Raw genomic sequence first — 20,234 nt, forward strand, 5'->3', positions numbered from 1 at the left:
GGCGGAGGGCCAGCCCGGGTCTGCTGAATACTCGACCCTTTCCTGCCGCCGTCTACGCTCTTCACACGCCAACCGGAACGAGGAGTGAGCGATGAGGCGAGTACAGAAAACCACCTGGCTGGGATGGTTGTTGTGCCTATGCATGGGATCTTTGCAGGCGGCGCTACCGGCGGCCGATGATGGGGGGGCGGCCCGCGCGCTGCTGGAGAAGGCCCTGCGCTATTACCACGACCAGGGTGACAAGGCGTTCGCGGCGTTCAGTCGCCAGGGCGAATTCGTCGATCGTGATCGCTATGTGTTCGTGGTCGATACCCGGGGCGTGATGCTGGCCAGTGGCGGTCCTTCGTCGGCGCTGATTGGCCGTGATGTCTCCGAGGTCCTCGGGCCGGACCTGCGCAAGGCATTCAAGGACGCGCTGAAGATTCCCGAGGCCAACGGCATCCAGCAGGCCGAATACCGCTGGCAGAACTGGGCCGACGGCAAGATCGAGCGCAAGCATGTGTATTTCCAGCGTGTCGGCGAGCGCATCCTGGCAGTGGGGTATTACCTGCCACGGGCCTCGGCCGACCAGGCCAAGGCCTTGCTGGAACGGGCGGCCACGGCCTTGGAGCGCGACCGCGCCGGCACCCTCAAAGCCATCAATGATCTGCGCGGCGGGTTTCTCGAAGACGATCTGTATGTGTTCGTGGTGGACCTCGACAGCCGGCGCTACCTGGCCCACGGCACCAACCTGCGGCTGCTCAACACCGATTTCGCCAAGGTCAGGGATCCGCAGGGCAAGCCGGTGGGGGAACCGATCCTGGCGCTCATGGCTCGCCAGGACCAGGGGGAATACCAGTACCGCTGGAAGAATCCTGTGACCGGCAAGGTCGAAGACAAGCACGCCTATCTGCGCAAGGTGGGCCGGGTGCTGGTTGCGGTGGGGTACTACAGCCCCTGAGTCGCGGTTCCGGGCCGCTGGCGGGCAGCGGCTGGTCCCTCAGGCCTTGTCTTCACGCCCGCGCAGCAGCCGGTTGGGCATGGCAATGGCCGCCGCCAGACCCAGCAGGGAAACCCCGGCACTGACCAGCAGCAGGTGCCGGAAGGTCAGCAGCAGTTCGCTGCGCAAGGCCTCCCGCGCGGGCCCGGGGGCGGCATTCAGGCCGTCCAGCAGAGCGTTGCCGGACTGACCTTCGGCCACCAGCCCGGCGCCACTGAGGTGGGCCAGGCTGGAGTCCTGCAGCAAGGCCAGCAGCAGCGCCGACATCAGCGCCACGCCCACCGCACCGCCCAGGGCGCGGAACAGGTTGGTGGTGCTGGTGGCGACGCCGATGTCCCGCTGCTCCACCGAATTCTGGCTGCCCACCAGGGAGGTGGGGAACTGCATGCCACTGGCGATTCCGCAGAGCAACATGCACAGGCCGCTGGCCAGCAGCGCCTGGGGCGGCACCAGGGCCATGCCGAGAATGGCCACCGGCATCAGCAGCGCGCCGCCCAGGATCATGGGTTTATAGCGCCCGGTCACCGACGTCAGGCGGCCGGCGCAGTAGGCGCCCATGGGCAAGCCCATGGCCAGGGGCAGCAGATGCAGGGCGGCGCTGTCGGCCCCGGCGCCGGTGATGCTCTGGAAGCGCAGCGGCATCAGCACGATCAGCGAGATGGCCTGGAAGCTGGTGAAGAAGATCGTGCACCAGCACAGCAGCGCATTGCGGTTGGCGAACAGGTGCATCGGCAGCAGGGGCTCGCGGGCCCGGCGCTCATGCCAGACGAACAGGGCCAGGACGATGACGGCGATGGCCAGCAGGTCGAGCACCTCGGCACTGCGCCAGGAATGGCCCTGGCCCACCTGCGTGATGCCCAGCAGCAGGGCGCTCAGGCCGATGATCAGCAGCACGGTGCCGAGGTAGTCGATGATCGGTTTGCGCTGGGGCACCGGCAGCCCCACCAGGGTGCGATAGGCCACCCACCAGGCGCCCAGGCCCAGGGGCAGGTTGATCAGAAACACCCAGCGCCATGAGAGAAACTCGGTCATGTAGCCGCCCAGCACCGGGCCGGCGACACTGGCCACCGCGTACATGCTGCTGAAGTAGCCCTGGTAGCGGCCGCGTTCCCGGGGCGGGACGATGTCGCCGATGATTGCCTGGCTCACCGAGATCATGCCGCCGGCACCGATGCCCTGGAAGATCCGCGCCAGCACCAGTTGCTCCATGTTCTGCGCCAGGCCGCAGAACAGCGAAGCGAGGGTGAACAGGCCCATGCCGAACAGCATCAGCCGTCGCCGGCCATACAGATCGCCGAGCTTGCCGTAGATCGGCACCGCCACGGTCATCGCCACCATGTAGCCGGAGATGACCCAGGCCAGCAGGCTGACATCCTTGAATTGGGCGGAAATGGCCGGCATGGACACAGCGACGATGGTCTGGTCCAGGGCGCCGAGAAAGATCGCCAGCATCAGGGCGATCAGCACGCTGCGGATGGCCGGCTTGGTCGGGCCGGGTTGTTGGAAATGAGTCACGAAAGAACCTGCGGGCGGTAATTGACCCGGTGCGGCAAGGCCGGCGGGGTTAGGCGCCAGTGTACTCGATAGGAAGCTATCGGATAGCTCGGAAAACCCGGCGCCAGGCGATTTTCATGCAGGTTTTTTCAACTCGGGGTGTCGCGTCAGGCAGTCTGGGCCGGCGTGTTTGCGAAACGCTTTGTGGCACTTGCTGATGCCTGGTAATGGGACGCATTCTGTATAGTGTCGGCCCTGTGCCAGCAGCCTGAACCTTGACTGTACGAATGTTGATTCGTGTTGGCGGTGCTTGCATTTTTTCCGGGTGAACCTGTCAATTGACCGGTGGAACCTGGCGGTTACCCGAGCATTTCGCCCATTGGGGCAAATGTCCCCCCCGTTACTCTGAGGCCTGGACTGTAGTGATGAACAAGCCTGCCCTTGCGCCCATCCCCGTGTTCAAACTCTATGGCGAAAGCCTGGGCTGGCCCACCCCGGACCTGCTGCATTGCGAACCCATCAGCCAGCGCAGTCGCGAGCACCATTGGGAAATAAAGCCCCATCGACACGCCGACCTCTGCCAGTTGCTGTTTATCAGTCGCGGGCAGGCGCAGTTACAGGTTGAAGGCCAGCAACGGCTGCTGGACGAGCCGCTGGTCCAGGTGTTGCCACCGCTGTCGGTGCATGGCTTTCGTTTTTCCGAGGACATCGAAGGCTTTGTCGTGACCCTGGCCGCGCCGTTGGTCAGCCACTTGCAAGCTCAGTTGGGGGCCTCGGCAAGCGCCCTGGCGAAGTCGGGCAGCTACCCGGCCGGGGCGGATGCGCACTACCTGAACGCCCAGTTTGCCGCCCTGCAGAACGAATACCAGGGACAGCAACCTGCCCGGGAAATGCTCATGCACGCGCTGGTGAGCACGATCGTGGTCTGGGTCGGGCGCCGGGCCCTGCAGTGCAGCAGCGCCAGTCAGCGTCCGCAGCGCGCCCGGGAATATTTCAATGGCTTCATCCAGTTGGTCGAAGCCCATTACCGCGAGCATCTGAAGGTCGAGGATCTGGCGCAGAAACTCGGCATCTCGGTGTCGCACCTCAATGGCACCTGTCGCGAGCTGGCCGGGCAACCGGCGCTGCAGATCATCCACCAGCGCCAGTTGCTGGAGGCCAAGCGCCTGCTGACCTACACCGGAATGACCATCTACGAGATTTCCGATGAGCTGGGGTTTTCCGATCCCACCAACTTCACCCGGCTGTTCCGGCGCCGCGAAGGCATCTCGCCCAAGGTGTTCCGCGACCGACTCAAGGCCGATCAGGCCGCAGACGGCGTGGCCTCGCCGCTCACCTGAGGGCGTTCAGGGTGGCGTTGTGAGGGATGCAGCGTTCCAGGTTGCAACTGGCGTAGTTGCGCGGCTGCATGCGGGCCTGCTCGACGCGATAAGCCGCGGTACCGTATAGCGCCAGGGTCACGGTGCAGGTCATGAAGATGGCCAGGTACCTTCTTGTCTTGACGTTCATGGCTAAGACCTCTGAAGCAATACCCCCGTCATTTGAGGGGGTACTGTTATCAGCATAGGTCAGTTGCCGGGGCCTGCCAGACCGCTGGCCGGTCTGTTTGGCGAGGTATTCAGGGGATCGATCGAGTGGCTAGAGCCCCTCGTCCCAGAGCGGTTCCTGGGGGAACCTCAGGACCAGGAAGTCCAGCATGCTGCGCAGGGTGGCGGGCATGTGCTTGCGCGAGGCGTAGACCGCATACATGTTCATCTTGCGCGGTTCGGCATGGGGCAGCAGGCGCACCAGCTCTGCGCGCTTGATGTATTCGCCGGCCTGATAGCTGGGGAGCATGGCGATACCGGCGCCGGCCACCGTGGTGCGCAACAGGGTGCTGGCTTCGTTGGCACTGATGTTGCCCTGGACCGGGACTGACACCTGCTCGCCGTCCTGTTCGAAATGCCACAGGCTCTTGCCGAAGTAGGAGTGAGTCAGGCAGTTGTGCCGGCTCAGGTCTTCCACCCGTTGTGGCGCCGGGTGTTCGCGCAGATAGGCAGGCGATGCACAGATCACCGAGCGGCAGACGGTCAGGCGGCGGGCGATCAGGTTCGGGTCCAGGTCGTTGCTGGTGCGGATCGCCAGGTCGATGCGCTCGTCCACCAGATTCACCGTGCGATCGAGCATCTGCAGGTCGATGCTGACCCCCGGGTAGCGCTTGACGTACTCGGCCATGGCGTCCGCCAGTTGCGACTGGCCGAACGAGGTGCTGACGCTGATGCGCAGCAGCCCGCGGGGCGCGTCGTCAGGCTCGCCGACCGCGGCCTGCATGTCGCTGGACAGCTCCAGCATCTGTCGGCAGCGGGGCAGGATCTCGCCGCCGGCGGCAGTCAGGCTGAGCTTGCGCGTGGTGCGGTGCATCAACCGGGCGCCGACCCAGTCCTCCAGTTCCGCCAGATAGCGTGAAACCACCGGTCGCGAGAGATCCAGGTGGTCGGCGGCGGCCGACTGGCTGCCCAGGTCGACGACGGTAACGAAGACCCGCATTGCTTGGAGACGATCCATGATTTGCCCGCTTTCAGAAACAAACTATGTTCAAGCATCGCATTTTTTGTAACGAGTCTGGCAACTAAGCTTGCTCCACTTCTCACCCAGTCAACAGATTCCGGAGCTGCCCCAATGATCGGATTCACCTCACTCAAACGCCTGCTGCTGGCCACCGCCACCCTGGGTTTTGCCGCCCATGCCGCCGCTGCCGAGCCCAGCCTGCAGTTGGATGTCTACAACCCGGGCACCAACGCCATCTTCCCGGTGACGTCGGTGCTGGTCAGCGGCAAGAAGGACGCGATCCTGGTGGACGCCCAGTTCGGCAAGTCCCAGGCCCAGCAACTGGTGGACAAGATTCGCGCCAGCGGCAAGCACCTGACCACCATCTACATCAGCCACGGCGACCCGGATTACTACTTCGGCCTCGACACCCTGACCGCCGCCTTCCCCGACGCCAAGGTCGTGGCTTCGCAGCCGACCGTGGATCACATCAAGGCCACGGTGGACGGCAAGCTGGCGTTCTGGGGCCCGAAAATGGGCGCTGACGTGCCGGCCAAGACCATAGTGCCGGGCGTGCTCAAGGGCCACAGCCTGACCCTGGAAGGGCAGAAGCTCGATGTCATCGGCCTGGACGGCAAGCAGCCGGACCGCAGCTTTGTCTGGATTCCGTCGATCAAGGCGGTGGTCGGTGGCGTGGTGGTCGCGGAAAACATCCATGTGTGGATGGCCGATACCCAGACGCCGCAGTCCCATGCGGACTGGCTGAGCACCCTGAAAACCATCGAGGGTCTGCAGCCCAAGACCGTGATTCCCGGGCACTTCCTTGGCGACAGCGCACGTACCCTGGCCCCGGTGCACTTCACCGCGGACTACATCAAGGCCTTCGATGAAGAGACGGCCAAGGCCAAGGATTCCGCCGCACTGATCGCAGCCATGAAGCAGCGTTACCCGGACCTGGGCGAAGACAGCTCCCTGGAGCTGAGCGCCAAGGTCGCCAAGGGCGAAATGAAGTGGTGAAACCGGTTTGACCCGCTCCCTTTCGGGAGCGGATGCCTCTGTACTCTCTTAGCCAACTGGAGACATGTCATGAGCAAGATCGCAATCATTGGTGCCACCGGTCGTGCCGGTAGCCAACTGCTGGAAGAAGCCCTGCGCCGTGGTCACAGCGTCACCGCCATCGCTCGCAACACGGCGAAGATCGGCCAGCGTGCCGGCGTGCTCAGCCGCGCCGTGGATGTGGCCGACAGCGCCGCCTTGCAAGCGGCGGTGGCTGGCCACGACGTGGTGATCAGTGCCGCGCATTTTTCCACCATCCCGGCCCAAGCCATCATCGATCCGGTGAAGAAGGCCGGGGTCAAGCGCCTGCTGGTGGTGGGCGGTGCCGGTTCCCTGCTGCTGCCCGGCGGCGGCAAGGTCATCGACAGCCCGGGCTTCCCGGAGGAATACAAGGCCGAGGCCAGCGCCGGTGGCGTGTACCTGGACACCTTGCGCAAGGAACAGGATCTGGACTGGACCTTCCTCTCGCCGTCGGCGGAGTTCGTCGAGGCTGAGCGAACCGGGCACTTCCGTCTGGGCCAGGACGATCTGCTGGTCAGCGCCGAAGGCCGCAGCTGGATCAGCTTCGCCGACTACGCCATCGCCATGCTTGATGAGGTGGAAAAACCGGCCCATAGCCGTCAGCGTTTCACTGTTGGTTACTGATTAGCGGCCGATTGCCCCGGCAGCCTCCCGCTCTGGGCGGCTACCGGGGTGTTGCCCTCAGTGCCGAAGGCCCCTCGCGGGCCTTTTTGCGTTCTACCGGTATCAGTTGTTGCTCATTCAGCGCTGTCGGGCCTGCTCCACCAGCCAGTCCAGCAGTTCCTGCAGGGCCGCCGAAGGCCCCGGGCGCTCCGGGTACACCAGGTAATACGCCTGCCCCGTCGGCACCTTCAATTCAAAGGGCATGACCAGCCGCCCGGCACTCAGGTCATCGCCAATCAACGCCCAGTCGCCAATCGCCACGCCCGTGCCCTGGGACGCTACGGACATCGCCAGGTCCAGGGTTTCGAAGTGCTGGCCCTTGCCCAGGGTGTCCAGTGGCGTGCCTGCGGCCTTGAGCCAGGTCTGCCAGTCCCGTTGATCGTGGGACGGGTGCAACAGCAAATGTTGTTGCAGGTCAGCGGGGCTCTTGAGCGGCACCGGGCCCTCCAGCAGCGGCCGGGAACAGACCGGAGTCAGCTGTTCATTGAACAGGTGCCGCGAACCCAGGGTCGGGGCTGGCGGCGCGCCGTACATCACCGCCGCGTCAAACGGCTCGCGGCCGAAATCCACCCCGTGGGCAATGGTCGTGGTCAGTTGCACCGGCACCTCCGGGCGCTCCTTCTGCCATTGCAGCAAGCGCGGCAGCAGCCAGCGCATCACGCAGGTCGGGGCCTTGAGCCGCAGGTGGCGATTGCGCCCGCCAATCTCGTCCACCGCGCCATTGATCAGTTCGAACACCTGCTGCACCCGCGGCAGCCATTCCTGGCCTTCGGCCGTGAGGCTCAGGCCGCGGGCGTGACGCTGGAACAAGGGATAACCCAGGTGATTTTCCAGCCCGGCGATCTGCCGGCTCACGGCGCCTTGGGTGATGTGCAACTGCTCGGCGGCGCGAGTGAAGTTGCAGCACTGGGCGGTGACCAGAAAGGTATGCAGGGCGGGCAGGGGAGGCAGGCGTTTCATGGGCAGCCAAGGCATGACGTGGGGACATGGCTAGTATGACTTTTTATCCATTGTTGCGGCTACCGGCGCGCCGTTCCAATAGCTCTCTCCCGGCGCCCGGCACGCGTGCCCGCCGGGTATCCAATCAACAAGAAGGGCGATGAAATGGCGACGTGCGGCGAAGTACTGGTCAAGTTACTCGAGGGTTATGGCGTCGAACAGGTGTTCGGCATTCCGGGGGTGCATACGGTCGAGCTGTATCGTGGGCTGGCCCGTTCGTCGATCAATCACGTCACCCCGCGGCATGAACAGGGGGCCGGCTTCATGGCCGACGGCTACGCCCGCACCAGCGGCAAGCCCGGCGTGTGCTTCATCATTACCGGCCCCGGCATGACCAACATCACCACCGCCATGGGCCAGGCCTACGCCGACTCGATCCCCATGCTGGTGATCTCCAGTGTGCAGACCCGCAGCCAGCTGGGCGGCGGGCGTGGCAAGCTGCACGAGTTGCCCAACCAGAGCGCGCTGGTCAGTGGCGTGGCGGCGTTTTCCCACACCCTGATGAGCGCCGACGAGCTGCCGGCGGTGCTGGCCCGGGCCTTTGCCCTGTTCCAGGCCGGGCGTCCGCGGCCGGTGCACATCGAGATTCCCCTCGATGTACTGGTACAGCCCGCCGATCACCTGCTGGCCAGCGAGCCGGTGCAGATCGCCCGTGCCGGGGCCGCCCCGGCGGCTGTCGCGCAGATGAGCCAGTTGCTGGCCAACGCCAAGCGTCCGCTGATCCTCGCCGGCGGTGGCGCCATCGAGGCGGCGCAATCCCTGACGCTGCTGGCCGAGCTGCTGCAAGCGCCGGTGGCCCTGACCATCAATGCCAAGGGCCTGTTGCCGTCGGCGCACCCGCTGCTAATCGGCTCCACGCAGTCGCTGGTGGCGACCCGGGCCCTGGTGGCGGAGGCCGACGTGGTGCTGGCCATCGGCACCGAACTGGCGGAAACCGATTACGACGTGACCTTCGCCGGTGGCTTTGAAATTCCCGGCACCTTGCTGCGCATCGATATCGACCCCGACCAGACCGTGCGCAACTACCCGCCGAAAGTGGCACTGGTGGCCGACGCACAGATTGCAGCCCAAGCGCTGCTGGCAGAACTGTCCCGGCAGCCCTTGAGTGCCCGGGGCAGCGATTGGGGCCCGGCGCGGGCCGCGGCCCTGCGCAGCGAACTTGAGCGCCTCTGGGATGCTCCGACCCGGGCCCAGACCCGCTTGCTGGAAACCGTGCTCGAAGAGTTGCCGGAAATCGTGGTGGTAGGCGATTCCACCCAGCCGGTGTACAGCGGCAACCTGACCTTCAATCCCGAGCGGCCACGACGCTGGTTCAACGCCTCCACCGGCTACGGCACCCTGGGTTATGCCTTGCCGGCGGCAATTGGCGCCTGGCTCGGCGGCGGCGCGCAGCCCAGCCAGCGCCGGCCGGTGGCCTGCCTGATCGGCGACGGCGGCTTGCAGTTCACCCTCGCGGAGCTGGCCTGTGCAGTGGAGGCGCAGACCCCGGTCATCGTCCTGCTGTGGAATAACCAGGGCTACGAAGAGATCAAGAAATACATGGTCAACCGCGCCATCGAGCCGGTGGGCGTCGACATCTACACCCCGGATTTCATCGCCGTGGCCAAGGGCCTGGGGTGCGCCGCCGAGCGCATCGACACGGCCGAGCAACTGCGTGCGGCGTTGCGCACGGCGGTGGATCGCCAGGGCCCGACCCTGATCGAGATCGACCAGAACCGCTGGACCCAGGGAGTCACGGCATGAGCGCGCAAGCGGTGTTGAACGGGGTGTACATCGACGGCCAATGGTCGGCGGGCGACGCACTGTTGCAGGTCATCAACCCCGTCACCGAGGCCCCGCTGGCGCAGGTGGCGGGGGCCGGTGCCGAGGCGGTGGATCAGGCCCTGGGGGCCGCCACCCGGAGTTTTGCGCGCTGGTCGCAGAGCAGCGGCGCCGAGCGTGCCGCGGTACTGCGCACGATTGCCCGCGGCGTGGCCGAGCGCCGTGAGCGCCTGATGCACTTGCAGTCGAGCAACAACGGCAAGCCGCAGTTCGAAGCGGCGATGGACGTGGACGATGTGATCGCCACCTTCGATTACTACGCCGGGCTGGCCGAGGGCCTGGACCAGGCCCAGGACGCCGCGGTGGCGCTGCCCAGCGCCGACTTCAGCGCCCGCTTGCGGCGCGAGCCCTATGGCGTGGTCGGGCTGATCGTGCCGTGGAACTTCCCCATGGTCACCACCGCCTGGAAGCTCGCCCCCGCGCTGGCGGCGGGCTGCTGCGTGGTGCTCAAGCCGTCGGAAGTGACTCCGCTGGCGGAGCTGGAACTGGCGGCGATCATTGCCGACAGCGGCTTGCCCGATGGCGTGTTCAACCTGGTGTGCGGCACCGGCCTGGCGGTGGGCGCGCCGTTGGCGGCGGACCCGCGAGTGGCGAAGATCTCGTTCACCGGCAGCAATGCGGTGGGGGTCCAGGTCATGCAGCGGGCGGCGGAAACCGTCAAGGGCGTGAGCCTGGAACTGGGCGGCAAGTCATCCTTGCTGGTGCTGGCCGATGCCGACCTGGAGCTGGCGGTGGAGCTGGCCTGTGGCGGCGGTTTCTTCAATGCCGGGCAGATGTGCTCGGCCACCAACCGGGTGCTGGTCGCCGACGAACTGGCCGATGAGTTCCTCTTGCGGCTCAAGGCCCGAGCCGAGGCTATTCGGGTGGGCGACCCGTGCGACCCGCAGGTGGCCATGGGCCCCCTGGTCAATCAGGCGCAATACCGGCGCGTGCTGGCGCACATCGAGCGCGGCTTGAATGTCGGCGCCAAGCTGGTGTGTGGCGGCGGTCGTCCGGCGGGGTTGGCCCAGGGCTTTTTCATCCAGCCCACGGTGTTCACCGAAGTGCCGCTGGACAGCGCCCTGTGGCGCGAAGAGATCTTTGGCCCGGTGCTTTGCGTGCGCAGCGTGAGCAGCGAGCAGGAGGCAATCGCGCTGGCCAATGACAGTGAGTTTGGTTTGGTGGCCAGTGTGGTGGGGGCGGACGTGGAGAATGCCGAACGGGTCGCCAATGCCCTACAGGCCGGCCTGGTGTGGATCAACGCACCCCAGGTGATCTTTCCTCAGACCGCCTGGGGCGGCTACAAGCAGAGCAGCATCGGCCGCGAACTGGGCCCCTGGGGCTTGCAAGCCTTCCAGGAGCTCAAACACGTAATCCGCGCCCTGTAGGAGCCGGCTTGCCGGCGACCCCGGGTTACCCGCCAACCCGCAGGCGCGCCATGTCCCGCAACGGCGGCGCGCCAAACAGCCGGCTGTATTCGCGGCTGAACTGCGACGGGCTTTCATAGCCGACCCGGTAACCCGCCGCCGAAGCCTCCAGCCCCTCGGCCAGCATCAGGCGTCGGGCTTCCTGCAGGCGCAGCTGTTTCTGGTACTGCAACGGGCTCATGGCGGTCATGGCCTTGAAGCGGTGGTGCAGGGTCGACACGCTCAGGTTGACTTCCCGGGCCAGGTCATCGATGCGCAACGGGTGGACGAAATTGCCGTTGAGCCACTTGATGGCCTGGTTGACCCGGTGGCCCTGGCTGTTGGCGGTGGCGATCTCATACAGGCGGTGGCCCTGGGGGCTGCGCAGCAGGCGATAGAGAATTTCCCGGCGCACCAGCGGCGCGAGCATGGCGATGTCTTTCGGGGTGTCCAGCAGGCGGGTCAGGCGCAGCACGGCGTCGAGCATGGCCGCATCCAGGCGTTCCACATAGAGGCCGCGCCCGGTGGGCCGGGTGGGTACGCCCAGAGGGCCGGCATCGGCGATCAGCGCATTGATCTCGCCGGGGTCGATGTCCAGGCGCAGGGCCAGGATCGGCTCTTGCGGCGAGACGATCGCCACCTTGCCGCTCAGCGGCACGGAAACCGAGACCACCAGGTAATTCAGCGGGTCGTAGTTGTAGCTTTCATCGGCCAGGCGCACTTCCTTGCGGCCCTGGGCCATGATGCACAGCGCCGGCTGCGCCAGCACCGAGCCGAAGTGATGGGAGCTGCTGTGGCGCGAGACGAACAGTGAGTCGATGGCGGTGGCGTAGCTGCCGTCTTCGGCGGTGTTGCGCGCAATGATCGCAGCCAGTTCCACGCGCTGGCGTTCCATCTCCGGAGCCAGGGGCGGTGGCAGGGTATCCAGTGATGACATGGGGCGCCTCGGGTGTTTGCAATCGGCACAGCTTAAGTTTGTGCAAGAGTCGCGGGTAGGCGAATCCTGCGTAAAACTTGCCTGATCCTGCTGCTTGCGCGCGCGATAGACAAGATGAGCCGACGCTCGGGGGCTTCACTTGCTTGAAACACCGTTGTAACGCGTTTGCCCCATGCCGCTGCCCAAGCCATGGGGAAACCTGCTTGTCGCAGGATTGGGCAAATCAACGGCAGAAATCGACTAACGCGCGAAAGGGCCCGCCCCGTATCGTTGATCCTGTCGCAGCCCGTCCCTGGCTGCCTCGACAACACCCTGGGAGGGTCGCACATGTCCACGCATATTCCGGTCAGTCACATGGCCTTTGTCCGAGCCCGGGCCGGGCGTTCCAAGGAGTTGGGTGCGCGCTTGAGCAGCCTGATCGAACCGTCGCGCCAGGCCAGCGGTTGCCTGCACTTCGCCCTGCAGCATTCGCAATGCGATGCCGAGCTGTGGCTGGTGTCCGGCTTCTGGAGCAGCCAGCAGGCGATGACCGCCTATTTCAGCTCGCCGGCCATGGCGATCTTTGCCGAGCTGGTGCAGGACCTGGTGGTCAACAGCCTGGATTTTCATACCTTCAGCACGGTATCGGCGCTGCAAGCCCATGGCGAATACGCGCAACTGCAGCGCGCACCGCTGCACAAGCTGGCCAGTTGAAGGTTTAGAATGGCCGACTTTTCATTGGCCAGGACTTGCAACATGGCACGCAAAGAGTTTGCACATTACGAAGCCGTTTCCGCTGTGGTTCCCGGGGAGGGCGGCTACAGCGCCGCCATCGCCGTCAAAGCCCTCGGAGCATCGGGCGCCCCGCGTTTTCATAAAGTCCTGAACGAGCAGAAGTTCAAGACCGCCCATGACGCCGACCAGGCTGCCGCACAACAACTCGAACAGTTGGCCGACGTCGATCAGGACGGCGAATTGAGCTGGAAAGCCGACTGATTCGCCGCGCTACTTGACCGCCCCCGGGCGGTGCATCTTGAACAACGCTTCCGGCCCCAGCTGGAAGTAATCCGCCGGCCCGCCGCCGCGCAGAATCGGCTCTGCCGCGGCGGTGTCGTAGATCCCGTCCTTGAGCAGCCACTGGGCGATATGCACGGCGACCACCTCGCCGAGAATCAGCCAGCTCGGCACCAGCTCTTTGTCCGCCCGCTGCAATTGAATGATCTGGGTGACCTTGCACTCGAAGGACACCGGGCTCTCGGCTACCCGCGGCACACTGATGATCTTCGAGGCCACCGGCGTCAAGCCGGCCAGGGCGAACTCGTCGACCTCGGGCGCAACCGCGGCGCAGCTCTGGTTCATCTGCTCGGCCAGCGGCCGGGTGGCCAGGTTCCAGGCGAATTCACCAGTGGCCTCGATGTTGTTCAGGCTGTCTTTGCGCCCGACGCTGGAGAACCCGATGATCGGTGGAATGTAGTTGAAGGCATTGAAGAAGCTGTAAGGCGCCAGGTTCAGGCGGCCTTGTGCATCCTGGGAGGAGATCCAGCCGATGGGACGCGGGCCGACGATGGCATTGAACGGGTCATGGGGCAGACCGTGGCCCAGGGCGGGTTGGTAGAAGTGGATATCGTCGGACATGGCTCAAGGTTCCTGCTGTGGGGCGAGTGAAGGGCGCCATAGTGCAGTGCGTCATGCGCGAATTCCAGCGTTGCGCCCCTGGTTGAGGCCGCTGGTGGAGCCGGTTGGCGGAGCACAAAAGACTAAGCCCGGCCGAAGCCGGGCTGTGATGTCAGGTGAATCGATCAGCTGATGGTGGCGGAACCAGTGCGGTCGTAGCCATCGGCGGCGAAGGTGGCGGAGCCGGTGCGGTCGTAGCCGTCTTCAGCGAGGGTGGCGGAGCCGGTGCGGTCGTAGCCGTCTTCAGCGAGGGTGGCGGAACCAGTGCGGTCGTAGCCATCGGCGGCGAAGGTAGCCGAACCGGTGCGGTCGTAGCCGTCTTCAGCAAGGGTGGCGGAACCAGTGCGGTCATAGCCATCGGCGGCGAAGGTGGCGGAACCAGTGCGGTCGTAGCCATCGGCGGCGAAGGTAGCGGAACCGGTGCGGTTGTAGCCGTCTTCAGCGAGGGTGGCGGAACCAGTGCGGTCGTAGCCATCGGCGGCGAAGGTAGCGGAACCGGTGCGGTTGTAGCCATCTTCAGCGAGGGTGGCGGAACCGGTGCGGTCGTAACCGTCGGCAGCGAGGGTGGCGGAACCGGTGCGGTCGTAACCGTCGGCAGCGAAGGTGTTGGCAGCCAGTACCGACAGGGTCAGGGCGAGGATCAGTTTGGTTTTCATGGCGGTGTCTCCGGGTTCGTTGAGGTGTTTGCGTTGGGCTTGATGTGAATCCTACTCCGATAAAGTTGATTAAAAAGCGCAAATAAATGCTTATTAAAATCTAACTTATCGATATGTATAAGGGCGTCACTCACCGCCGATCAGCGCATTCAGGCCTCACTACAGATACGCACCAAGTCGCAACTTGGATTCAGTAGCAGCCTAAGGAGCCGGCATTAACTGACCGTTAATGGCCCAGTCCACGGGCAGCAAAGGATCAAAAAAACCATCAACGGTTTTTTCATTCGGCCCCGACCTATTTTTCACTCCCGAGCGTTCAGCCTTCGCGCAGGCCTGCAACCCACGACAGGCCATTTCGAATGCGACCCTTGGAGCTCCTTGATCAATGAACAAACTTCCCCAGATCACCCTGGCCTTCTGGGTCATGAAAATCTGCGCGACAACCTTGGGGGAAACCGCCGGTGACCTGCTGTCGATGACCCTGAATGTCGGTTACGCCATCAGCTCGATGATCCTGATCAGCGTGTTCCTGCTGACGCTGATCACCCAGCTGCGGTCCAAGACCTACAACCCGGTGCTGTACTGGATCGTGATTCTCTCCACCAGTACCGCCGGCACCACCCTGTCGGACTTCATGGACCGCACCCTGGGCCTGGGCTATGCCAGTGGCTCGTTGATCCTGATCGGGATGCTGCTGGCGATCTTCGCCGCCTGGCGCCTGAGTGGCGACTCGCTGAACGTCGACAAGATCCAGACCTTTCGCGGCGAGCTGTTCTACTGGATGGCGATCCTGTTTTCCAACACCCTGGGCACCGCTCTGGGCGATTACCTGGCGGACGATTCGGGGCTGGGCTTTGCCGGCGGGGCGTTGCTGATCGGCTCGACCATTGCCCTGGTGGTCCTGCTCAAGTACTGCACCAGGCTCTCGTCGGTGCTGCTGTTCTGGGTGGCCTTCGTGCTGACCCGGCCGTTCGGCGCCACTTTGGGCGACTTCCTCACCAAGCCCCATGAAAAGGGTGGCCTGGACTTCGGCACCATCGGCTCGTCGGCGGTACTGGCGGGGATCCTGCTGGTGATGATCGTCGGTGCGTCCTGGGCGCAGAACCGCTACGCGCGCCAGGGTGCCGCCGAGCTCTCCTGATCTGTAGCAGTCGGCTTGCCGGCGCAAGCCTCCCCACAGATCGCGAAACAGCGCCCGGGCCTTGCACCCGGGCGCTGTCGTTTTCAGTCGGTTTCGATCCGCGAATGCTTGCGGGTGTCCTTCATGGTCGCGTAGACCAGCAGCGAACAGGCGATACAGGCGGTGACGTACCAGTAGTAGCCGGTTTCCATGCCGATGCTCTTGAACCACAGGGCGATGTATTCCGCGGTGCCGCCGAAGATCGACACGGTCAGTGCGTAGGGCAGGCCCACGCCCAGGGCGCGGATTTCCGTGGGGAACAGCTCGGCCTTGACCACTGCGTTGATCGAGGTGTAGCCGCTGACGATGATCAGCGCGGCCATGATCAGGAAGAACGCGCCCCACCAGGTCTGGATGGTGTGCAGGGTGGTGAGGATCGGCACGGTGAACAGGGTGCCGAGGATGCCGAAGGCAATCAGGATCGGCCGCCGGCCCACTTTGTCCGAGAGCGCACCGATCACCGGTTGCAGGCACATGAACAGGAACAGCGTGGCGGCGGAAATGGTGGTGGAGTCGGAGATGCTCATGCCGACGGTGTTCACCAGGTATTTCTGCATGTAGGTGGTGTAGGTGTAGAAGGCCAGGGTGCCGCCCATGGTCAAGCCGACCACAGTCATCAACTCCTTGGGATGACGCATCAGGGTGCGCATCAGGCTTTCTTTCGGCTTTTCCTTCTTCTTGGTGAAGGATTCGGTTTCTTCCATGCCGCGACGCAGGTACAGGGCCACGACCGCACACAGGGCGCCGATGCCGAACGGAATCCGCCAGCCCCAGGATTGCAGCTCCTCGGTGGTCAGAATGTTCTGCAGCACGATCAGTACGCCCAGGGCGATGAGCTGACCGGAGATCAGGGTCACGTACTGGAAGCTGGAGAAGAAGCCGCGACGCTCCTTGGTCGCCATCTCGCTGAGGTAGGTGGCCGAGGTGCCGTATTCACCGCCCACCGACAGGCCCTGCATCAGGCGCGCCAGCACCAGCAGGATGGGAGCGCCGACGCCGATGGTTTCGTAACCCGGAGTCAGGGCGATGATCAGCGAGCCGAAGCACATCAGCAGCACCGAGGCCATCAAGGCGGCCTTGCGGCCCTTGCGGTCGGCGTACAGGCCCATCAGCCAGCCACCGATCGGGCGCATCAGGAAGCCCACGGCGAAGATCGCCGCAGTGTTCAGCAGTTGTGCGGTGGTGTCGCCCTTGGGGAAGAAGACCTTGGCGAAGTACAGCGAGAAGGCAGCGTAGACGTACCAGTCGTACCACTCGACCATGTTGCCCACGGAACCGCTGAAGATCGACTTCAGACGGCTGGCGGTGGTCTTTTCGGTGGCGGATGCGGCCGCCGACCCGGCAGGCAGGGTATTAGAGATATCCATGACGGATCCTTCTATTCATTGTTTTTGTGGAGCGCGCGCAAGCGCAGCCTGCTGGGGCTATAGCAGGACCTGTGCCAAGGGCGAGAAGCCCGGGCTAGAGGGGTTTGGCTGGGGTGGATAAGCGGAAATCCGCCTATCAAGGGCTTTGGGGTAGGCGGGAAATTGCCGAAAGGCGCGCGGCCCCTGGGGGACGCGTTCGGGCGGCGTGCCGTTTGCGGGTGTGGGTGTGGCTGCACCTGGCTTGAGGGCCTGTTCGCCGGCAAGCCGGCTCCTACAGGCGGGGGTTATTGGTCCTTGAGGAACATTTCCCGGGTCAGGCGGTGACGCTGCATTTTTTCATTCAGGGTTCGGCGCGGCAGTTGCAGTTCGTTGAGCACGGCCTTGATCTCGCCCTTGTGGCGGGTCAGGGCGGCGCGCAGGCATTGGGCTTCGAAGGCTTCTTGCTGCGCGGCCAGGGATTGGCCGGCTTCCAGGACTTCGGCCTGCGGCTCCCCGAGGCCCAGCACCTGACGCTCGGCGGCGTTGGCCAGTTCGCGCACGTTGCCAGGCCAGTCGTGACTGAGCAGGCGGCTCAACTGGGCGCCACTCAAGGGCGCGACGCTGCGCCCCAGGCGCTCGGCGGCGGACTGGGCGAAGTGTTCGTAGAGTTGCGGAATGTCTTCGCGGCGTTCGCGCAAGGGCGGCAGGCGCAATTCGGCCACGGTCAGGCGATAGGCCAGGTCTTCGCGGAAACGTCCGGCCCGTGCCTCTTCCAGCAGGTCCGGCTTGGTGGCGGCGATCACCCGCAGGTCGACCTTGATGCTCTGGTTGGCGCCCAGGCGTTCCAGCTTCTGTTCCTGCAACACCCGCAGCAGCTTGACCTGTTGGGCCAGGGGCATGCTTTCGATCTCGTCGAGAAACAGCGTGCCGCCGTCGGCGTATTCCAGCTTGCCGATGCGCTTGCCCTGGGCGCCGGTGAAGGCGCCACTTTCATGGCCGAACAGTTCGGCCTCGAACAGCTGCTCGGGGATCGCCGCGCAGTTCAGGGCGACGAAGGGCTTGCCGGCCCGGGGGCCGAAGTCGTGCAGGCAGCGGGCAACCAGCTCCTTGCCGCTGCCGGTTTCGCCACGGATCAGCACATTGACTGGCAGGGCAGCCAGGTCCAGCACCTGGCGGCGCAGGGTCTGCAAGGCTTTGGAAACCCCAAGCAAGGTGGCATCGAGCTTGGCCCGGCTGTCGGCCTGTTGGTGCAGGTGGCGGTTTTCCAGGACCAGGCGCCGCTTGTCCAGGGCCCGGCGCAGGCTGCTGAGCAGGGTATCGGGGCTGAAGGGTTTTTCCAGGAAGTCATAGGCGCCGTCGCGCATGGCCTCCACCGCCATGGGCACGTCGCCGTGGCCGGTGAGCAGGATGATCGGCAGATCAGGGTCCAGGCGCTGGACTTGGGCCAGCAGTTCCAGGCCGCTGATACCGGGCATGCGCACGTCGCTGAGGATCACCCCGGGAAAGTTCTTCGGCAGTTGCGCCAGGCAGTCCTCGCCACGGCTGAACAGCTGCACGCTGAACCCCGAGAGGCTCAGCCACTGTTCGACGGCGGTGCGGATACTGGCTTCGTCATCCACCACGATCACCGAGTTCAGCATTGGATATGGGCCTCCAGGTCGATGGGCAGGCTCAGGGTGAACACGGCGCCCTGGTCGCGGTTGGCGGCACTCAAGCGGCCCCCCAGTTCATGGACGATGGCGTAGGACACCGCCAGGCCCAGGCCCAGGCCATCGCCCACCGGCTTGGTGGTGAAGAACGGGTCGAACACGCTCAGCAGGTGCTCTTCGGCGATCCCGCCGCCGGTGTCGGCCACCCGCAGTTGCCACAGCTGGTCCTCGGCTTCGAGGCTGATCTGCAGGTGTTTTTCGGGCTTGTCCTGCATGGCGTCGAGGGCGTTGCGCAGCAGGTTGATCAGCACCTGCTCCAGGCGGATGGCATCGCCGCGAACCCAGGCCGGGCGGGTCAGGTGCAGCTCGATCTGGATGTTTTCGGCACGCAGGCGGGTTTCCAAGAGGTGCAGTGACTGGTCCACCACTGCGGCCAGATCCAGGCGTTCGCGCAGGCCGCTGGGGCTCTTGCGGGCGAAGGTCTTGAGATGGCTGGTGAGGGCGGCCATGCGGGTCAGCATGTCGTCCAGGGGCCGCAGGGCCTTGTAGGCTTCATCCACCCGGCCGTGATCCAGCAGCAGCCGCAGGGTGGCAAGCTGCATGCGCTGGGCGGTCAGGGGCTGGTTGATTTCATGGGCCAGGGCCGCGGACATCTGCCCCAGGGCGGCCAGCTTGGCCGATTGCACCAGGCCTTCCTGGGCGGTGCGCAGGTCCCGGGTACGTTCCTGGACCAACTGCTCCAGTTCTTCACGGTTGCGCTGGCGAATTTTCCCCAGGCGCCAGCGCTGGCTGAGGAACAGCAACAGGAACACCAGGGTCAGCCAGGCGCCGGCGGCGGCGAGGCCGGCATTGCGGCTTTCCTCGAAGACGCCCGCCGGTTTGCGCAGCAGGTGCAGGGTCCAGCCTTCGGCGCTCAGCGGCAGGGATTCCCACAGGTAATTGGCGACCCCGTCGGGGCCGTCGACTCGGACCAGGCTGCTGTTGGCGTCAAACCGTTGCAGGGCTGTGTGCTGCAGCGGGGTCAGGGGTTGCTTGTCGTACTGGCGGGTCAGCCGGATGTCCGCCAGGTCGTTTTCGGACAGCGGCTGCAACTGCCGATAACGCCAGCCGGGCTGGTTGGCGATAAAGATGATGCCTCGCGAGTCGCTGACCAGCAGGGTGTCATTGCCCTGGCTCCATTCATGTTCCAGCTCGGGGAACTCCAGCTTGACCACCATGGCCCCGAGGAAGTCCTCGTTGTCGGCCTTGACCGCGCTGGAGAGGAAATACCCCGGAATGCCGCTGGTCACGCCCACGGCGTAGAAGCGTCCGCTGCCCTGGCTGCGGGTCTGCTTGAAGTAGGGGCGGAATCCGTAGTTGTGCCCGACGTAGCTGCTGGGCAACTGCCAGTTGCTGGCGGCCACCGCCAGGCCTTCATGGTTGAGCAGCTCCAGGGTCGAGGAGCGGGCGGCGCCGTTGATCTTCTCCAGCTTGCGGTTCAGGGCATCCTGGGTCTGTGCCGTCACCGGGCCTTGCAGTGCCGCACGCAGCTCCGGGTCCAGGGCCAGCACCGCCGGCAGCGCGCGATAGCGCTCGATCAGGGTGTGCAGGGAGTTGGCATACAGCCCCAACTGCTCATTGGCGCGAGCCGCTTCGTCCACCAGCGCCAGGCGTTCGGCGTGGCGCATGGCCAGGCCGGCGCTGAGTACGGTGCCAGCGAGAATCACCAGGATGTAGAACGTCAAGCGGAGAGGGCGAGAGATCTGGGCCATGAGTCGGGGCAGGCTGCAATGGGGGCGGGAACGATAGCATGAGCGCCGGGTGGAACGTTGATCGCCGACAGTGTCGCGAAAGGGCGCGGCATAAAAAAAGCGGCGGGCCGTCCAATGA

At 64.9% G+C, this 20,234-nt stretch carries 19 protein-coding genes; 9 read left to right on the forward strand and 10 right to left on the reverse strand.

The genetic code is table 11. From position 1 onward, the window contains the following. The first annotated feature begins 91 nt into the window (after positions 1-91). Complete coding sequence (locus tag GWQ44_RS22710; RefSeq protein ID WP_275928305.1) at positions 92-940, forward strand: cache domain-containing protein; 849 nt, start codon at positions 92-94, stop codon at positions 938-940. A 39-nt stretch (positions 941-979) separates the two neighbouring features. On the opposite strand, the gene GWQ44_RS22715 is transcribed toward GWQ44_RS22710, so the two are convergent. Continuing rightward, complete coding sequence (locus GWQ44_RS22715; protein WP_016968418.1) at positions 980-2,494, reverse strand: MDR family MFS transporter; 1,515 nt, start codon at positions 2,492-2,494, stop codon at positions 980-982. Positions 2,495-2,898: 404 nt separating this feature from the next. On the opposite strand from GWQ44_RS22715, the gene GWQ44_RS22720 reads away from it, so the two are divergent. Further along, positions 2,899-3,813 (forward strand): helix-turn-helix domain-containing protein, encoded by a 915-nt coding sequence (locus GWQ44_RS22720; RefSeq protein ID WP_103741459.1) that lies wholly within the window; start codon positions 2,899-2,901, stop codon positions 3,811-3,813. Here GWQ44_RS22720 and GWQ44_RS22725 read toward each other — a convergent pair. Continuing rightward, positions 3,806-3,982, reverse strand: coding sequence for a hypothetical protein (locus GWQ44_RS22725; RefSeq protein ID WP_016968420.1), 177 nt, complete (start codon positions 3,980-3,982; stop codon positions 3,806-3,808). The two genes, GWQ44_RS22720 and GWQ44_RS22725, sit on opposite strands and share 8 nt — an antisense overlap. 129 nt (positions 3,983-4,111) lie before the next feature. Continuing rightward, entirely contained in the window at positions 4,112-5,017 is a 906-nt protein-coding gene (locus GWQ44_RS22730; protein WP_016968421.1) for a LysR family transcriptional regulator, read from the reverse strand. A gap of 114 nt (positions 5,018-5,131) precedes the next feature. On the opposite strand from GWQ44_RS22730, the gene GWQ44_RS22735 reads away from it, so the two are divergent. Both GWQ44_RS22735 and GWQ44_RS22740 read left to right on the forward strand, forming a co-directional pair. Next, the gene (locus GWQ44_RS22735; RefSeq protein ID WP_275928306.1) at positions 5,132-6,016 is read left to right on the forward strand and encodes an MBL fold metallo-hydrolase; all 885 of its coding nucleotides are present in this window, start codon (positions 5,132-5,134) and stop codon (positions 6,014-6,016) included. 69 nt (positions 6,017-6,085) lie between these two features. Continuing rightward, positions 6,086-6,700, forward strand: a complete 615-nt coding sequence (locus tag GWQ44_RS22740) for an NAD(P)-dependent oxidoreductase (protein WP_016968423.1) — start codon at positions 6,086-6,088, stop codon at positions 6,698-6,700. Between the two features lie 117 nt (positions 6,701-6,817). Here the strand turns inward: GWQ44_RS22740 and GWQ44_RS22745 are convergent, their stop codons facing one another. After that, a complete protein-coding gene (locus GWQ44_RS22745; protein WP_275928307.1) occupies positions 6,818-7,699 on the reverse strand; it encodes a LysR substrate-binding domain-containing protein in 882 nt (293 codons plus the stop codon). Positions 7,700-7,843: 144 nt separating this feature from the next. On the opposite strand from GWQ44_RS22745, the gene GWQ44_RS22750 reads away from it, so the two are divergent. Next, positions 7,844-9,481, forward strand: a complete 1,638-nt coding sequence (locus GWQ44_RS22750; RefSeq protein ID WP_275928308.1) for a 5-guanidino-2-oxopentanoate decarboxylase — start codon at positions 7,844-7,846, stop codon at positions 9,479-9,481. Continuing rightward, entirely contained in the window at positions 9,478-10,926 is a 1,449-nt protein-coding gene (locus GWQ44_RS22755) for an aldehyde dehydrogenase family protein (RefSeq protein WP_275928309.1), read from the forward strand. The genes GWQ44_RS22750 and GWQ44_RS22755 overlap by 4 nt, the downstream gene beginning before the upstream one ends. A gap of 25 nt (positions 10,927-10,951) precedes the next feature. Here GWQ44_RS22755 and GWQ44_RS22760 read toward each other — a convergent pair whose 3' ends face one another. Then, positions 10,952-11,881: an AraC family transcriptional regulator gene (locus tag GWQ44_RS22760; RefSeq protein ID WP_047305842.1), complete on the reverse strand. Its 930-nt coding sequence runs from the start codon at positions 11,879-11,881 to the stop codon at positions 10,952-10,954. 327 nt (positions 11,882-12,208) lie between these two features. Here GWQ44_RS22760 and GWQ44_RS22765 point away from each other — a divergent pair, with 327 nt between their 5' ends. Both GWQ44_RS22765 and GWQ44_RS22770 read left to right on the forward strand, forming a co-directional pair. Next, complete coding sequence (locus GWQ44_RS22765; protein ID WP_047305841.1) at positions 12,209-12,574, forward strand: antibiotic biosynthesis monooxygenase family protein; 366 nt, start codon at positions 12,209-12,211, stop codon at positions 12,572-12,574. Positions 12,575-12,583: 9 nt separating this feature from the next. Next, positions 12,584-12,856 (forward strand): hypothetical protein, encoded by a 273-nt coding sequence (locus GWQ44_RS22770; protein WP_179600108.1) that lies wholly within the window; start codon positions 12,584-12,586, stop codon positions 12,854-12,856. A 9-nt stretch (positions 12,857-12,865) separates the two neighbouring features. On the opposite strand, the gene GWQ44_RS22775 is transcribed toward GWQ44_RS22770, so the two are convergent. Then, a complete protein-coding gene (locus tag GWQ44_RS22775) occupies positions 12,866-13,495 on the reverse strand; it encodes a flavin reductase family protein (RefSeq protein ID WP_016968430.1) in 630 nt (209 codons plus the stop codon). A 164-nt stretch (positions 13,496-13,659) separates the two neighbouring features. Next, positions 13,660-14,190 (reverse strand): heme utilization protein, encoded by a 531-nt coding sequence (locus tag GWQ44_RS22780; RefSeq protein ID WP_275928310.1) that lies wholly within the window; start codon positions 14,188-14,190, stop codon positions 13,660-13,662. A gap of 385 nt (positions 14,191-14,575) precedes the next feature. Between GWQ44_RS22780 and GWQ44_RS22785 the strand changes: the two genes are divergently transcribed. Continuing rightward, complete coding sequence (locus GWQ44_RS22785; RefSeq protein WP_103741257.1) at positions 14,576-15,331, forward strand: hypothetical protein; 756 nt, start codon at positions 14,576-14,578, stop codon at positions 15,329-15,331. Positions 15,332-15,414: 83 nt separating this feature from the next. Here the strand turns inward: GWQ44_RS22785 and GWQ44_RS22790 are convergent, their stop codons facing one another. The 3 genes from GWQ44_RS22790 to GWQ44_RS22800 form a co-directional block, all read right to left on the reverse strand. Then, positions 15,415-16,737: an MFS transporter gene (locus GWQ44_RS22790; RefSeq protein ID WP_047305837.1), complete on the reverse strand. Its 1,323-nt coding sequence runs from the start codon at positions 16,735-16,737 to the stop codon at positions 15,415-15,417. 284 nt (positions 16,738-17,021) lie between these two features. After that, positions 17,022-18,356: a sigma-54 dependent transcriptional regulator gene (locus tag GWQ44_RS22795; RefSeq protein WP_047305836.1), complete on the reverse strand. Its 1,335-nt coding sequence runs from the start codon at positions 18,354-18,356 to the stop codon at positions 17,022-17,024. Beyond that, complete coding sequence (locus tag GWQ44_RS22800) at positions 18,350-20,116, reverse strand: ATP-binding protein (RefSeq protein ID WP_103741259.1); 1,767 nt, start codon at positions 20,114-20,116, stop codon at positions 18,350-18,352. The genes GWQ44_RS22795 and GWQ44_RS22800 overlap by 7 nt, the downstream gene beginning before the upstream one ends. Positions 20,117-20,234: the final 118 nt, after the last annotated feature.

The organism is Pseudomonas sp. 3MA1 (assembly GCF_029237275.1).
Classification (GTDB): domain Bacteria; phylum Pseudomonadota; class Gammaproteobacteria; order Pseudomonadales; family Pseudomonadaceae; genus Aquipseudomonas; species Aquipseudomonas fluorescens_AP.